The 14,737-nt window shown below is 45.2% G+C and carries 15 protein-coding genes and 1 pseudogene; 5 read left to right on the top strand and 11 right to left on the bottom strand.

Translation table 11 applies throughout. The features are described from left to right. Positions 1-70: 70 nt before the first annotated feature. The 4 genes from M1D59_RS08140 to M1D59_RS08125 form a co-directional block, all read right to left on the bottom strand. Complete coding sequence (locus tag M1D59_RS08140) at positions 71-1,993, bottom strand: hypothetical protein (RefSeq protein ID WP_149169441.1); 1,923 nt, start codon at positions 1,991-1,993, stop codon at positions 71-73. Between the two features lie 122 nt (positions 1,994-2,115). Beyond that, on the bottom strand, positions 2,116-2,571 hold the full coding sequence (locus M1D59_RS08135; RefSeq protein WP_105978948.1) for a GNAT family N-acetyltransferase: 456 nt from the start codon (positions 2,569-2,571) through the stop codon (positions 2,116-2,118). Beyond that, on the bottom strand, positions 2,564-3,358 hold the full coding sequence (locus M1D59_RS08130; protein WP_020451254.1) for an inositol monophosphatase family protein: 795 nt from the start codon (positions 3,356-3,358) through the stop codon (positions 2,564-2,566). The genes M1D59_RS08135 and M1D59_RS08130 overlap by 8 nt, the downstream gene beginning before the upstream one ends. Positions 3,359-3,499: 141 nt before the next feature. Further along, a complete protein-coding gene (locus M1D59_RS08125; protein ID WP_020451253.1) occupies positions 3,500-3,688 on the bottom strand; it encodes a hypothetical protein in 189 nt (62 codons plus the stop codon). 243 nt (positions 3,689-3,931) lie between these two features. Here M1D59_RS08125 and M1D59_RS08120 point away from each other — a divergent pair, with 243 nt between their 5' ends. Further along, positions 3,932-4,567 carry a YktB family protein gene (locus tag M1D59_RS08120; protein ID WP_050820754.1) on the top strand — a complete coding sequence of 212 codons (636 nt, stop codon included), beginning with the start codon at positions 3,932-3,934 and terminating at the stop codon, positions 4,565-4,567. A 52-nt stretch (positions 4,568-4,619) separates the two neighbouring features. Here the strand turns inward: M1D59_RS08120 and M1D59_RS08115 are convergent, their stop codons facing one another. Beyond that, a complete protein-coding gene (locus M1D59_RS08115; RefSeq protein ID WP_020451251.1) occupies positions 4,620-4,895 on the bottom strand; it encodes a UPF0223 family protein in 276 nt (91 codons plus the stop codon). Between the two features lie 248 nt (positions 4,896-5,143). Here M1D59_RS08115 and M1D59_RS08110 point away from each other — a divergent pair. Beyond that, positions 5,144-6,617, top strand: a pseudogene (locus M1D59_RS08110) (aminotransferase class I/II-fold pyridoxal phosphate-dependent enzyme). 45 nt (positions 6,618-6,662) lie between these two features. On the opposite strand, the gene M1D59_RS08105 reads toward M1D59_RS08110, so the two are convergent. Beyond that, a complete protein-coding gene (locus M1D59_RS08105; RefSeq protein WP_020451249.1) occupies positions 6,663-6,782 on the bottom strand; it encodes a GapA-binding peptide SR1P in 120 nt (39 codons plus the stop codon). Between the two features lie 377 nt (positions 6,783-7,159). Between M1D59_RS08105 and M1D59_RS08100 the strand changes: the two genes are divergently transcribed. Then, positions 7,160-7,540, top strand: a complete 381-nt coding sequence (locus tag M1D59_RS08100; RefSeq protein ID WP_020451248.1) for a hypothetical protein — start codon at positions 7,160-7,162, stop codon at positions 7,538-7,540. 88 nt (positions 7,541-7,628) lie between these two features. Here M1D59_RS08100 and lpdA read toward each other — a convergent pair whose 3' ends face one another. The 5 genes from lpdA to M1D59_RS08075 all read right to left on the bottom strand — a co-directional run bounded on the left by lpdA (position 7,629) and on the right by M1D59_RS08075 (position 13,660). Further along, entirely contained in the window at positions 7,629-9,041 is a 1,413-nt protein-coding gene (gene lpdA / locus M1D59_RS08095; protein ID WP_020451247.1) for a dihydrolipoyl dehydrogenase, read from the bottom strand. Between the two features lie 4 nt (positions 9,042-9,045). Next, on the bottom strand, positions 9,046-10,338 hold the full coding sequence (locus M1D59_RS08090; RefSeq protein ID WP_458117929.1) for a dihydrolipoamide acetyltransferase family protein: 1,293 nt from the start codon (positions 10,336-10,338) through the stop codon (positions 9,046-9,048). Between the two features lie 159 nt (positions 10,339-10,497). Continuing rightward, positions 10,498-11,475 carry a pyruvate dehydrogenase complex E1 component subunit beta gene (pdhB, locus tag M1D59_RS08085; protein ID WP_020451245.1) on the bottom strand — a complete coding sequence of 326 codons (978 nt, stop codon included), beginning with the start codon at positions 11,473-11,475 and terminating at the stop codon, positions 10,498-10,500. A gap of 3 nt (positions 11,476-11,478) precedes the next feature. Further along, positions 11,479-12,594 (bottom strand): pyruvate dehydrogenase (acetyl-transferring) E1 component subunit alpha, encoded by a 1,116-nt coding sequence (gene pdhA, locus M1D59_RS08080; protein WP_020451244.1) that lies wholly within the window; start codon positions 12,592-12,594, stop codon positions 11,479-11,481. A gap of 397 nt (positions 12,595-12,991) precedes the next feature. Then, the gene (locus tag M1D59_RS08075) at positions 12,992-13,660 is read right to left on the bottom strand and encodes a YkyA family protein (protein ID WP_458117928.1); all 669 of its coding nucleotides are present in this window, start codon (positions 13,658-13,660) and stop codon (positions 12,992-12,994) included. 257 nt (positions 13,661-13,917) lie between these two features. On the opposite strand from M1D59_RS08075, the gene M1D59_RS08070 reads away from it, so the two are divergent. Both M1D59_RS08070 and def read left to right on the top strand, forming a co-directional pair. Continuing rightward, positions 13,918-14,049, top strand: a complete 132-nt coding sequence (locus tag M1D59_RS08070; protein WP_003181399.1) for a YjcZ family sporulation protein — start codon at positions 13,918-13,920, stop codon at positions 14,047-14,049. A 120-nt stretch (positions 14,050-14,169) separates the two neighbouring features. After that, positions 14,170-14,724 carry a peptide deformylase gene (gene def / locus M1D59_RS08065; RefSeq protein ID WP_023857276.1) on the top strand — a complete coding sequence of 185 codons (555 nt, stop codon included), beginning with the start codon at positions 14,170-14,172 and terminating at the stop codon, positions 14,722-14,724. Positions 14,725-14,737 lie beyond the last annotated feature (13 nt).

Here is a 14,737-nt window from a genome sequence, read left to right as displayed (position 1 = left end):
CACGGTTTCCTCTTCCAGTTCACCTTCTTGATAGAGCTCATACAAATCAAGAAACACCGCTTTTTTTTCTTCACTTGTCATCAAATTGTTTCACCTCATTTGTTACGGCATCAACCAAGTATGCATCATGTTCGTTTGAGCCGAACGGCTGGATGATGACAAGCCACGCATACCGGCTCTTTTGATCCCCGTCTGAAACAATCACAAGCTTCGTCCGTTTATAATAAACCAACCCTTTTTGATAGTGTTCAGACACTTTCCGAAAAGCCTTTTCCCCGTCTGCATATGTGTAGGGGGGCTTTTCATCCGCTTTGCGAAAATATTTTCTCACAGTCAGATAAGCTCCCTCTTCATGCTTCGTCATGGTCCAGCTCGTATTTAATACAGCATCGCTTTCTTTTTTCTGAAATTCTATCAGATCCTTTTCTAACTCCACCCTTTTCAGCTGAGAAAGGTCTTGATCAAATAATGAAAGCAAGCGTTTTTCGAGCTCTTGTCCGCGATAAGGCAAGGCGCTTTCAGATTTGAACGTAATAGCCGTTAATGCACCTGTTACAGGATGGAACGCCATCTCCGTTCCGTCGCTTGTCTTCACGTTTATGGATGCCGAGTTGAGGCTGGATGGAAATAATAAATCAATATCTGTCAGCTGATAAGCTGAGACGGGTATACCCAGCTTACGATAGACCGCTTCAACACCCCGCTCGATATCCTGACCAGAAACGCGGGCTTGTTTCACGCTTTCTAAGTTGTAAACAGACGTGTCCTCGGAAAAACCTATCAGTGTTTCCTTCCTCCAAGTAAACCCCATTGTGCTTAATTCAGGATCCTGGCCTTCACGGTAAAATTCAACAGTAGCTTCGTCGTCATCACGGCTTACTTTTGCCTTGATTTGTTTGTCAAGTTCGCGGCCGTGTTCCCGCAGAAATTGCTTCGACCGCTTGATATACGCCTGATCGGACAGGATATTCCCGCTAGGCTCTTTTTGATTGTAATAATTGGTGATCACCCCCGTCCAACCGTCAACGTACGCCTCGTAATCCTTCGTTTTAAAATGATAAACGTTGTGAAAATCCTGGTTGGTGGCTGACAAATAGATCAAGCTGTCCGTCGGAAAAAACGAGCTGACAGTCTGCTTCGCTTCTTTAACCGAAACAGGTTGAAAATTGGCATCAACCACGTCTGAAACCTCAGGGTGTGAGATTGTAAAAGCGGCATCTGCCAAATTGTAAAAAGGGTTAAGAAGTAGTGTGAAAAATACGGCGGTGCCCGCGGCTAAAACACGCTTCACCATCAAAAAAGGCTTTCTCGAGCCATTCAGCAAGTGATATGTCATAAGAAAACCGAGCATGGTCAGAAATACGTTCAGCGGAAAAAATTCGTAGCCGAGCTTTTTGATGAAGAAACCGCCGATCGTCACAATGTAAAAAATCAAAAGGAGAACGTAACGGTTTCTTTTCCAATAAAGCTGAAAAAACAAGCAGATCATCAGCCCCGGAACCCCGATGAGCAGCACCAATACAAGCAGCAATTGTTCGAGATCAGCCCCGTTTTCCTTTAAATAGACAGCAGAGCCGAACAGCGATTGGAAAAACGGCATCGTCATCACCGCAATGTCAAATGCAAAAAACAGCCCCTTGCCCCCTTTTTCTGCGAGTGTCATCATATAATGAAATGAGACAAGCAAAATATAGCCGAACAGCAAAAACTGCATAAAAGGCAGGAGCGCATCTTGTTCTTCTATGTACAGGTTTGAAAACTCAGCGGCTTTCATTTGGTGAGCCAATTCAAACGAAAGGGCGCCTACCAAAATCAGCCTGAGCGCGATGCCTGCGTAAAAAAAGAGGCGCCGCCTGCTCACTTTCGGATGAAATGACACGACATACAGAAGGGCAAGGCCTGTCAAACACCACTGAATGACAAGCATGCTCTGCCTGCTTAAAATAAAATAACGTTCAAAATGGAGCACATAATCACTAAATAGTTCAATCAATTTCCACCACAATTCCTTTACATCAAATTAAGGCCTCATCATCATAAACAAACGAAGTAGCATTATGTTTCAAAAAATCATAAAAAAATGAGACCTGTTGTCAAACAAGTCTCATTGAAGCATCAAGCAAGGGGCAACACCATAATCAAATATCGTTTTCCCTCTTTATCTTTTTCCGTTTTCAGCTGTTCAAATCCCGAACGGGCGAGCATGTTCAGCCACGCGTCCTTTTCATATGGCACCGCCGCAAACAACGCTTTATGTCCCTTTTCTTTCAAACGTTTGCCGATCGTTTCAATCACTTCTTTTGCCCGGCCTTTTTGGCGGAAATCGGGATGGACAAGAAGCGTTCCGAGCCAAGGCTTGCCGTTAGAAGGCGCCCATTCGAGATGAAAGCTCAGAGCCGCCGGCAGGCCCCTGTCTTCCCACACGAGCCATTCACCGTTATACATCGCATAAGCACTCATATAGCGTTCCAGGCTGTTTCCGTCAAGCTCTTCCTTCGTCCACCCGGGGCTTGCTTCGGCCAGCTCCTCAAAAAAGGCGAAATCGGAAGAAGAGAAAGACCTGCTATTCATGCGGCAAATATTCGTTGAAAATCGCTCGATGAGCTGCCGGATTGCCGGCTACGATGCTGTGGTTTTCAAGAAAATTGAGCGGCTTCCCGTCAATTGTCGTATATGTTCCGCCGACTTCATCAAGCAGGATGCAGCCGGCGGCGTAATCCCAAGGGGCAAGTCTCATCGTCACATACACATCCATTCTGCCGGCTGCAACATAAGCAAGTTCCAAAGCCGCTGAACCGTATGACCGGGTCCCTCTGACGCGCTTGACAAGCGGAGATAATACGCTTGGATCGATCCGTCTGTTCTCGGTGATCCATGTCGCATTGATGGCCAGAATCGATTCTTCAAGCGGCACTTCTTTCATCTTGCCGAGCTTTGTATCATTCATGTAAGCACCTTCGCCTTGAAAAGCATGATAAAGCTCGTCGTGAGTCACATCATAAATCAAACCGATTTTGCCTTTTCCGTTTTCAAAAATGCCGATTGAAATCGCAAAATTGCGTTTTTGATGAATAAAGTTCATCGTGCCATCGATCGGATCGATGATCCAAACGATGCCATCCAAAGATGTAAGCTTGTCCCCCTGGCCTTCTTCGCCAAGAATATGATGATCCGGAAAAACCGATTGGATTTTTTCAATGAAAAAACGCTCTGTTTCCTTGTCAATGTTTGTGACAAGGTCATTTGGATTCGATTTCGTTTCGATTGTCATCTTTTCTTTCATTGACTGCTGAATTCTCTGACCAGCTTCTTTCACCCAGCTTTTCGCCAGGCGGTCGATTTCCTTCCAGTTTGTCATCACACTACCTCTTTTCTATGTATACCTGTTGATTTATTCATAGCATACTGATATTAGCCGGGAAAAATCAAGAAAAATGACAAATGATCAGGCGGCCCAGATAAAAACGAACCTCTCAAACGGTTCGTTTTTATTATGGTTTCAACCATATAATCTAATCCATTCTTTTCTGAGTCGTTCCAGTTTGCGCTTGCTCAACTCGATTTGGGTTTCATCCTTTTTTTCCATGGCTTCAAAAAGCGTTGCAAGTTCATAATCGACCTCAAGCCTCCAAACAGCGGCCCGATTGTCTTTTTCCTCTTTCAATCCTTGTTTCACAATTGGTTTCATGTGCCCTACGCCCCCTCCAGAGAAAATTGATGTCAAAGAGAATCCTTCTGGTTTTAGTCCTAAGCGTGATTTATATTAATTTCTTATTCATATCGTATGAAGTGCTCAAACATTCGCAACGTTATTCTAAAAATTGTGTGTTTACCTAACGATTCCCCAAAATCCGCGAAGCGAAACGTAATTTTTTGTTTGAAAAGCCGACTGTGATACAATATCTTTACTGATTGGACAAGGAGGAACACAATGAGCAGTCTGCGTTTTACTGAAGAGGATTTTCGTACATTTACAATAGAAGGTTTAGATGCGCGGATGAGCGTTCTGAAAGAAACCGTGCGCCCGAAACTTGAAGGGCTCGGCGATCATTTTGCGCCTGTACTGTCCGCATTGACAGGAGATGAAATGTTTGTCCACGTCGCAAAGCACGCGCGCCGCTCGGTCAATCCGCCGGACGACAGCTGGGTTGCTTTTGCAAACAATAAGCGCGGCTATAAAAAGCTGCCTCATTTCCAAATTGGTTTATGGGAAACCCACGTGTTCGTATGGTTTGCATTGATCTATGAGTCTCCTCTCAAGCAGGAATACGGCCAGCTGTTTAAAAAGCATCTGCCGGACATTGAAAGCAACATTCCAAGCCGTTTTGTCTGGTCGGCCGATCATACGAAACCGGGCGTCATAAGACAGTCTGAGATGGACGATAAAGAGCTGGAGAACCTGTTTGAACGTCTCGTCAACGTGAAGAAAGCAGAAGCACTTTGCGGTATTCAGCTTGCAAAAGACGAAGTGCTGCAAATGAGCGAAGAGGCGTTTCTATCCGAAATCGAAGCGGCTTTTGAAAAGCTCGCCTTCCTTTACCGCCTGACGCAGAAAGTATCGGTTTAAACAAAAAGGGATGGCCTGTTGTGCCCATCCCTTTTTGTTTTGGATTTTCTCATTACATTTTAATTTTCGTATTTTCCGTTTGTTCCTTTGCTTTTTTGACTGCCTGATACGGAGAGTAATCGCTCGCTTCTTCAAACTGGCTGCAGAGCTTTTTTTCCTCCGCTTTTCCCGGAACGATTTCTTTAAAGCGGCGGTAAGCACTCATTAGTACATCGCGCTCAACGCCTTTTTCATAAGCGAGCTCAACCGTCTGAAAAAACGATATAACGTCTATCGCTTCCTCTGTGCTCCAGTCTTCATTCATCGGATATTGGTATCCTTCTTCCATTTGGTTCATCTCCTTGTGCAGTTCGGCCTGACGGCTTGTTTGGCTTTAGTATTGGTTTTCTTTTTTGCGACTATCCAAAGGGACAGAGAAGCCTTAAAGATGATAAAATGTTCTTTACATTCTTTCAAGAACATAATATAATTCATTTGTTTTATGCCATCAAGCAAAAACGCAAAATAACTCAACGATTTTTGATAAAGAATAGTCTTTAAGGAAATAGCAGGTTTATCATGAAGGTGGGAAAACAATTGTTGCAGCACGAAACACCCCTATATACCGGATTAAAAAAACACGCCGGCAAAAACCCGATCCAGTTCCATATACCCGGGCACAAAAAAGGCTCCGGGATGGACCCTGAATTCAGGGCGTTTATCGGAGAAAACGCATTAAGCATAGATTTAATCAATATCGAGCCTCTCGACGATCTGCACGCACCGAAAGGAATCATCAAACAGGCGCAGGATCTGGCGGCTGAAGCATTCGGAGCCGACTACACGTTTTTTTTCCGTCCAGGGAACGAGCGGCGCCATCATGACGATGGTCATGGCCGTATGCGGCCCCGGAGACAAAATCATCGTGCCAAGAAATGTTCATAAATCGGTCATGTCAGCGATCGTCTTCTCAGGCGCAGTACCGATCTTCATCCATCCGGAAATTGACGATGAGTTGGGAATTTCACACGGAATCACCCCTGAATCAGCGAAAAAAGCGCTGCTTGAGCATCCTGACGCAAAGGGGCTTCTAGTCATCAACCCGACTTATTTCGGCATAGCTGCAGACTTAAGAAGCATCGTGGAGCTGGCTCATTCATTTCATATCCCTGTGCTTGTTGACGAAGCACACGGCGTTCACATCCATTTCCACGAAGATCTGCCTCTTTCTGCCATGCAGGCCGGAGCGGATATGGCGGCGACGAGCGTTCATAAGCTCGGAGGATCCCTTACACAGAGCTCGATTCTCAATATGAAAGAAGGTCTTGTTTCAAAAGAAAGAGTTCAATCGATTTTAAGCATGCTGACGACGACATCGACCTCCTATTTATTGCTCGCTTCACTTGATGTCGCAAGAAAACGCTTAGCCACAGAAGGACACGAACTGATCGAACAAACGATTAAGCTCGCTGATGAAACAAGGGATCGCATCAATGAAATCAACGGTATTTCATGCGTCGGGAGGGAAATCCTCGGCTCCAAAGCGGCTTTTAACTATGATCCGACCAAATTGATCATATCTGTGAAAGACCTCGGGCTGACCGGGCATGATGTGGAAAAATGGCTGCGCGAGTCATGTCAAATCGAAGTGGAGCTTTCTGACTTATACAACATCCTGTGCATTTTTACACCGGGAGACCGGAAAGAGGATGCGGATGCGCTGATCAAAGGCTTAGCCGACATCGCTCAGCAGGCCGCCTCTGCTGCGGAAAACAGACGCAAGCCTGAAGTGCTTCTGCCAAACATTCCAGCGCTTGCAATGACACCGCGTGACGCTTTTTATGCAAATACGGAAATCATTCCGTTTAAAAAAGCCGCCGGCAGAATCATTGCCGAATTTGTGATGGTTTATCCGCCAGGGATACCGATCTTCATTCCAGGCGAGATCATTACCGAGGATAATATCAACTACATCGAAAAGAACCTCGAAGCAGGGCTGCCTGTTCAGGGACCGGAAGATGACACCCTCCATATGATCCGCGTCATTAAAGAACAGCAAGCAATCCTGTAAAAAACAGAAAAGCATGCGGCACTGTAAATGGCCGCATGCTTTTTTCTATTCTTCCTCTCTAAGATGGCAGTTGCACTGTCCGCACGTTCCGTAAAGAATCGTCACTTTCTCATCTTCAAAATGCTGAATGGTTTCATTGCAGTCTTGACAAACGATCGTGCCCATCTTTCATTCCCCTTTTCTTTTCAAAATGGAAGCGTTTAAATTTGTTACCTTTATAATATTATGTCACATTAATATTGTCAATGGTTAATTGTATAACACATTTAAATCATTTTTGCTCTTTTTTCAAAAAAAAGGCCATTCATGTTATATATGTATTCCTGCTTAAAGCTTATGCAGAACGCTTCCCTGCTGATTCCGACTATGTACCCATCAAATCCGTTCAATCTGCAACGTCTCATAAATAAAACAGCAGTTATCAATTGTGTAACAAATGGGTAACAACGAAAGATTATTTCAATTATCATGATAAAATAGGAATTGTTTACTAATCGAACAGGAAAATCGGCTTGCATTATATAGAGAGGTGAGGAGACGTCATGTGGTTTCGAGCGATATTCACCGCCGCAATTTGTTTCCTTTTTTTGACGAGTGGATGTTCTTTATCTCACATCATGCCTGACCATGAGCAGCAGCAAAGCGCCAACCAACGCCACCTCAAGCTCATCTTTTTTTCCGATGACGAGCATATGGGGCAGGAAGTGGCTTACTATGATGCGCTTTTGGATTTAAAAAAAGAATTTCCCGAACAGGTTTCAAATATGGAAATTTCACATGAAAAAGGCCAGTGGAAAAAAGAGGTTAAAATCTTTCCAAGCTTGCTGCTTGTTCATGATAAAAAAGTACTGGTTAAAATTGAAGGAAAAATAAAAGATAAAGATAAAATTGTAAAGCTTCTTCAAAAAGAATTGAAGCATTAAAAATCCCCTGTGTATGTGCAAGGGGATTTTCTATCTTGAGCGATTAAAATACATAAAAAAAACCCCCTGCTGGGGGTTTTTCATTTAATTATTTTACAACGTGAATCGGCATGCCAATGGCAACTTCTGCAGCTTCCATTGTAATTTCTCCCAATGTAGGGTGAGCATGGATTGTCATGGCGATATCTTCAGCAGTCATGCCTGCTTCGATTGCCAAGCTCAGCTCAGAAATCATGTCAGAAGCACTTGCTCCGGCAATTTGTGCACCGATGACTAAACCGTCTTCTTTGCGTGTTACAAGTTTAAGGAAACCGTCAGTTTCGTTTAATGACAGCGCACGTCCGTTTGCAGCAAACGGGAATTTGGCTGCAGTCACTGCAAGACCTTCTTCTTTAGCCTGTGCTTCAGTGTAACCCACAGATGCAAGTTCAGGCTCAGAGAAGACGACCGCAGGAATTCCGAGATAGTCGATTTCCGCTGCTTCTCCGGCAATCGCTTCAGCAGCGATTTTACCTTCATAAGAAGCTTTATGTGCAAGCGGAGGACCTTCGATGATGTCACCGATCGCATAGATGTTCGGAATGTTTGTACGGCATTGTTTGTCCGTTTTGATGATGCCGCGGTCCGTCATTTCAACGCCTACTTGTTCAAGTCCAAGCTCGTCCGTGTTTGCAACGCGGCCGACAGTGACAAGTACGTAGTCCGCATCGATCGTTTGCTCTTCGCCTTTCACTTCGAACGTAACGGTTACGCCGTCAGCTTTTTCTTCTACGCCTTTAGCCATAGCTTTTGTATGGATTTCAACGTTGCCTTTTTTCTTCAGGTTACGTTTAACAAGAGAGCTCATTTGCTTCTCAAAGCCTGGAAGGATTTCTTCTCCGCCTTCAAGAATGACAACTTCAGTGCCGAAGTTTGCATATGCAGTACCGAGCTCAGTTCCGATGTAGCCGCCGCCGATGACAACGAGCTTCTTAGGAATTTCTTTCAGTGCAAGCGCGCCTGTTGAATTCAGTACGCGGTCGCTATATTTGAAGTTTGGCAATTCGATAGGGCGAGAACCCGTTGCAATGATCGCATTTTTGAACGTGTATGTCTGAGCTGAATTCTCATCCATCACGCGTACAGAATTGCTGTCTACAAAGTACGCTTCGCCTTTTACGATGTCGACTTTGTTGCCTTTCAGAAGGCCTTCAACACCGCCGGTAAGCTTATTAACGACAGAGGCTTTCCATTCTTGAACTTTTGTAAAGTCAACTTTTACGTTTTCAGCAGTGATCCCCATCTCTTCAGAATGCTTTGCATTCTCATAGCGGTGGCCTGCATTGATCAGCGCTTTTGAAGGGATACATCCGACATTCAGACATACGCCTCCAAGATTGCCTTTTTCAACGATTGTTACTTTTTGTCCAAGCTGAGCAGCGCGGATGGCAGCTACATAGCCGCCAGGTCCCGCACCAATGACAAGAGTATCTGTTTCAATAGGGAAATCTCCTACTACCATTACATTACGCCTCCATTAAAATTAATTGTGGATCGTTCAGCAAACGCTTGATGTGATTTAATGCGTTTTGTGCAGTTGCGCCGTCGATCATACGGTGGTCGAAGCTTAGAGAAAGAGCCAGAACAGGTGCAGCGACGATTTCGCCGTCACGAACGACAGCTTTCTCAGCGATGCGGCCGATTCCAAGGATCGCAACTTCCGGATGGTTGATAACCGGTGTGAACCATTGACCGCCGGCAGAGCCGATATTCGTAATTGTGCAAGAAGCGCCTTTCATTTCAGCAGGAGCAAGTTTGCCGTCGCGTGCTTTTGTCGCAAGTTCGTTGATTTCATTTGAAATCTCAAAAACAGCTTTGCGGTCCGCATTTTTAACGACCGGCACAAGCAGGCCTTTGTCAGTGTCTGCCGCAATACCGATGTTGTAGTAGTGCTTCTGAATCACTTCATCTGTATTGTCGTCAATTGATGTATTCAGGACTGGATATTTTTTCAGAGCTGATGTTAAAGCTTTTACCACGTAAGGCAGGTAAGTCAGCTTAATTCCTTGATCAGCCGCAACTTGTTTAAACTGCTTGCGGTGAGCGACAAGGTTTGTCACATCGACTTCGTCCATTAGTGTAACGTGTGGAGCGGTATGTTTTGAGTTGACCATAGCTTTTGCGATGGCTTTGCGGATTCCGCTCATTTTCTCGCGTGTTTCAGGGAATTCGCCTTCAGGCACTTGAACCGCCGCTGCAGGTTTTTGTGCAGCAGGCTCTGCTTTTTCTTCAGCTTGAGCAGCCTGAGCGTTTCCGGCAGTTCCTCCGTTTAAGAAGCTGTCGATATCTTCTTTCAGAACGCGGCCGTTTTTGCCCGAACCTGAAACATTCACGATATCAACGCCTTTTTCACGGGCATACTTGCGTACAGATGGCATTGCAATGACGCGCTTATTCGGATCTGCATCCGCTTGCTCGTTTGCTTCCGCTGCTTCTGCTGGTGCATCAGTTTCTTGTTTGTCAGCTTCTTCCGCTTTCACTTCGCCTGATTCGTCGCCTTTGAATTGAAGATCTTCGTAACCTGGTGCATCAAATGTGATGATTGTCTGCCCAACGGTTGCGACTGTTCCCTCTTCAACTTTTAATTCTAATACTTTTCCTTTAACAGGTGAAGGAATTTCTACAACTGCTTTATCGTTTTGGACCTCTGCCAAAACGTCATCTTCGTTTACCTCGTCGTTTGGCTTGACGAACCATTTTACGATTTCGCCTTCGTGGATTCCTTCCCCGATATCCGGAAGTTTAAATTCAAATGCCACAGTTTTCGACCTCCTAAGATTATTACGTAGTTGATATAATGGTCAGCCTGCTTATTTAGGCTGACTGTCAGTAGACGGCTACAGTTTCTCCGACTGACTGTGGAAATGCATGAAGGGAAAAAGGCTGGTATCAGCTTTTCCCTTATTGTTCAGATCTTATTAGAATTCCAATACTTTTTTCGCAGTTTCAAGCACGTCTTTATGGTTTGGAAGCCATACGCTTTCAGCTTGAGAGAATGCGAATACCGTATCAGGAGCAGTGACGCGAAGCACCGGAGCTTCGAGGCTCAAAATCGCGCGGTCGTTGATTTCGGCAACAACGTTTGCAGCCACTCCAGCCTGTTTTTGCGCCTCTTGAACGACGATCGCGCGGCCTGTTTTTTCCACAGATGCGATGATCGTGTCGATGTCAAGCGGGCTGACTGTGCGAAGGTCGACAACCTCAGCAGATACGCCTTCTTTTTCAAGCTCTTCCGCAGCTTTTAATGACTCGTGAACCATCGCTCCGTATGTGATGATGGAAAGGTCTGTTCCTTCGCGTTTCACATCGGCTTTGCCGATTTCAATTGTGTATTCCTCTTCAGGAACTTCCTGACGGAATGAACGGTAAAGTTTCATATGCTCAAGGAAGACAACCGGATCGTTATCGCGGATCGCGGAGATTAAAAGTCCTTTAGCATCGTACGGAGTTGAAGGAATGACGACTTTAAGTCCAGGCTGCTGTGCAACGAGTCCTTCCAAGCTGTCCGCGTGAAGTTCAGGCGTATGAACACCGCCGCCGAACGGAGAGCGGATTGTCACTGGTGAAGTCCAGCGGCCGCCGGAACGGTAGCGCATCCGTGCCATTTGTCCGGAAACTGAGTCCATCACTTCGTACACAAAGCCGAAAAATTGAATTTCCATTACAGGACGGAAGCCTTGTAAGCCTAAGCCGAGTGCAAGGCCGCCGATACCAGATTCAGCAAGAGGAGTGTCAAATACGCGATCCTCACCAAACTCTTTTTGCAATCCTTCAGTCGCACGGAACACGCCGCCGTTAACACCGACGTCTTCTCCGAAAACTAAGACATTTTCGTCATTTTTCAGTTCTGTGCGTAACGCATCAGTGATTGCTTGAATCATTGTCATTTGCGCCATGGCTTACTTCGACTCCTTCTCTTTATAAATTTCCTTTTGTTCTGCAAGGTTGTAAGGAAGCTCTTCATACATGATGTCGATCAGGTCGGTCACTTTTTGCTTCGGCTCTTCGTCAGCTTTTTTGATCGCCTGCTTGATTTCTTCTTTCGCTTCTTCAATTACCTTGCTTTCTTCTTCTTCAGACCAAAGGCCTTTGTTTTCCAAGAATTTGCGGAAACGGACAAGCGGATCTTTCTGCTCCCACTCATTCTCGATTTCTTTCGTACGGTATTTCGTCGGGTCGTCACCGGCCATAGTATGAGGACCGTAACGGAAGCAAAGCGTTTCGATCAGGGTAGGGCCTTCGCCGTTTACAGCGCGCTCGCGTGCTTCGCGTGTCGCAGCGTATACAGCAAGGGCATCCATGCCGTCTACTTGAACGCCGACGATACCTGCAGCCGCAGCTTTTTGTGCGATTGTTTGAGCTGCTGATTGCTTCTCAACAGGTGTAGAAATCGCATAGCGGTTGTTTTGAACAACGAAAATAGCTGGAGCTTTATACGCACCGGCAAAGTTGATGCCTTCGTAGAAGTCACCTTGGGAAGCACCGCCGTCTCCAGTATAAGTGATCGCCACAGCCTGTTTGCCGCGTTTTTTCAAGCCGAGTGCAACGCCAGCCGTCTGGATATATTGCGCACCGATAATAATTTGCGGTGACAGCGCATTGACATCATCCGGCATTTGGTTGCCGCGGAAATGTCCGCGAGAGAACAAGAATGCTTGATAAAGCGGAAGTCCGTGCCAGATCAGCTGCGGAACATCACGGTAGCCCGGAAGAACAAAGTCTTCTTTTTCAAGCGCGAAATGCGTAGCAATTTGAGACGCTTCCTGACCGGCAGTCGGCGCGTAGAAGCCAAGGCGGCCTTGTCTGTTCAAAGAAATAGAACGCTGATCCAAAATGCGTGTATACACCATGCGGCGCATTAATTCTTTTAATTGATCATCAGATAGATCGGGCATTGCCGCTTCATTAACGACTTCGCCTTCTTCATTCAAAATTTGAAACGTTTCGAACTGCTTTTTAATGGCATCGAATTGCTTTTTGCTATCAACGATTGCTTTTTTCGTTTTTGCAGCCATATAAAGTCACCTCTTCCTTTCTTTTGACAGTCATAGACGTGTATCCCTTATACATACAGAATTAGGGTGTCCTAAATTGACGGGCGCAACTCATATTTATTTCTTATTAGCCGCTTTGATGGTTGTCGAAACTTTTATGTAAGGACAGCACAACGCGTTCTAAAACTGTATCATTTATAGTTTATGACAAACTAATACAACAAGTTCCACCAAGGCTAAGTTTACACCAGTCGATCATACTCGTCAATCGATTTCATTCCTGAAATTCAATAAATGTATTCGCTTTACTGAATTTCTGTTTCAGCGCTGTTCAGACTGTTTCAAACTGTTCTAGTATAGACAGCATTCTGTATTACAATAGCAATACAGATTTTGTCGAAAAAAGAGGGCTGAATATTCAGCCCTCTTTCATCTCAAACCCCGCAGCCTTGTAAAAATCTTTTCTGGCTTTGTTGTAATCCTTTGTATACTCATTGAAATGTTTGCTTTCTTTCAGCACTTTGTCATACGATTGATTGATTTTTTTCAGCTGTGCCTCAAGGTCATCCAGTTTAAGACCTTTGTTTTTGATCAGCTTGTACAGCTCTTTGTCAAGGCCGATTGCTTTCTGATAAGCGTCATAAAGCGAGTCGTAGGCTTTGTAGCGCTTTTCCATAAAAGAAGCAGCGTTCTCAGCTTTTTTCCTGACCTTCTGATCTGCGATTTTTTCCGCCGACGCTTTATTCGCTTCAAACTCCTGCTTTGCTTCGTCTATGCTTTCTTTCTCAGAATTCAAGTGCTTCTCGCGGTTTCCGGCTTTCTTGAGCGCTTTGTCGGAGAGCGCAGCGATCCGGTCAAAATCATCCATATTGAGCCTGATCATTTCCTCGTAAAGCTTAGATTCAGCTTTTTCCAGACTTTTAAGGGAACCCTGCTCTTGTTTAAAAGGCTCTTCCAATTCCACGATCTTCTCCAGCGAGCCGTGAAAAGACTCGACAGGATCTTTCCAGAGACAGCCTGATAGTACAAATGCTGCCGTGAAAAGAACAACGATGCCTGCTGGCACCCGCATGTTTGAAAATTTCACTTCGAACTTCCCCCAATCTCGACAAATTCCACTATAAAATGAATTCGTTTGTTTGACAACAGAAGTCTAAAGCGTATGGACAAGCCGATATCAGATCGGTATGCCGCCGCCTTCGCTTTTAGACCAAAACATTCAGGGAAAATTCCTTGAAGTTGGGCATTCGACTATACAACCGTTGGACTTTTACATAATTTATATTAGACGCCCTGCCTACCAAAAAGAAAAGGCTGGCGTAAAATAACGGAGGAGGTCTTCATATGTACGGTTATTGCTGCCCTGGATACGGGTACGGCGGCGGTTATGGATACGGCTACGGCCGCACATTCGCTTTGATCGTCGTTCTCTTTATTTTGCTGATTATTGTAGGGGCCGCTTATTTAGGCTGCTAGCCCCTGATGAATCCGTCATGACCAGCCTCCTTCGGCTGGTCATTTTATCATGCACAGAGATTGCGCGAAAAGAGCAAGATCCGCTATACTTTACATAATGAATCGTTGGGAGTGAAGATGTTGATCACAATGGAAAACATTGTCCGCGACGGGCACCCCGCTTTAAGAACCGTCGCCGAAGAAGTTCAATTGCCAGCTAGCGAAGAAGAAATCAAACAGCTGAGCGACATGATCGAGTTTGTCAAAAACAGCCAGGACCCTGAAATCGCTCAAAAGTACAACCTTCGTCCTGGTGTCGGCCTAGCCGCTCCGCAAATTAATATCAATAAACGAATGATCGCAGTTCATGCCGAAAATGAAGACGGGACACTTTACAGCTATGCGCTTTTCAACCCGAAGATCGTCAGCCACTCTGTTCAAAAATGCTATTTGACAAGCGGCGAGGGCTGCCTGTCCGTCGACGAACCGATTCCCGGATATGTTCCGCGCTATGAACGGATCCGGGTCAAAGGAACGACACTTGATGGCGAAAACGTCGACATCCGCTTAAAAGGATTTCCGGCAATCGTATTCCAGCATGAAATCGATCATTTAAACGGCATTATGTTTTACGACCATATCGACAAAGAAAACCCGCTGAAACAACCCGAAAACGCAACGCCTGTCGGCAGATAATGCACATAAAAAA

The sequence above is a fragment of the Bacillus sp. PK6-026 genome (assembly GCF_054161455.1).
The sequence above is the reverse complement of the archived record's forward strand: the minus strand, read 5'-3'. Positions and strand labels throughout refer to the sequence as shown.

Coding starts and splice junctions, on each gene's coding strand:
- M1D59_RS08135 (WP_105978948.1), bottom strand. CDS start 2,571: ATGAATAGCAGGTCTTTCTCTTCTTCCGATTTCGCCTTTTTTGAGGAG.
- M1D59_RS08130 (WP_020451254.1), bottom strand. CDS start 3,358: ATGACAAACTGGAAGGAAATCGACCGCCTGGCGAAAAGCTGGGTGAAA.
- M1D59_RS08125 (WP_020451253.1), bottom strand. CDS start 3,688: ATGAAACCAATTGTGAAACAAGGATTGAAAGAGGAAAAAGACAATCGG.
- M1D59_RS08120 (WP_050820754.1), top strand. CDS start 3,932: ATGAGCAGTCTGCGTTTTACTGAAGAGGATTTTCGTACATTTACAATA.
- M1D59_RS08115 (WP_020451251.1), bottom strand. CDS start 4,895: ATGGAAGAAGGATACCAATATCCGATGAATGAAGACTGGAGCACAGAG.
- M1D59_RS08105 (WP_020451249.1), bottom strand. CDS start 6,782: ATGGGCACGATCGTTTGTCAAGACTGCAATGAAACCATTCAGCATTTT.
- M1D59_RS08100 (WP_020451248.1), top strand. CDS start 7,160: ATGTGGTTTCGAGCGATATTCACCGCCGCAATTTGTTTCCTTTTTTTG.
- lpdA (WP_020451247.1), bottom strand. CDS start 9,041: ATGGTAGTAGGAGATTTCCCTATTGAAACAGATACTCTTGTCATTGGT.
- pdhB (WP_020451245.1), bottom strand. CDS start 11,475: ATGGCGCAAATGACAATGATTCAAGCAATCACTGATGCGTTACGCACA.
- pdhA (WP_020451244.1), bottom strand. CDS start 12,594: ATGGCTGCAAAAACGAAAAAAGCAATCGTTGATAGCAAAAAGCAATTC.
- M1D59_RS08070 (WP_003181399.1), top strand. CDS start 13,918: ATGTACGGTTATTGCTGCCCTGGATACGGGTACGGCGGCGGTTATGGA.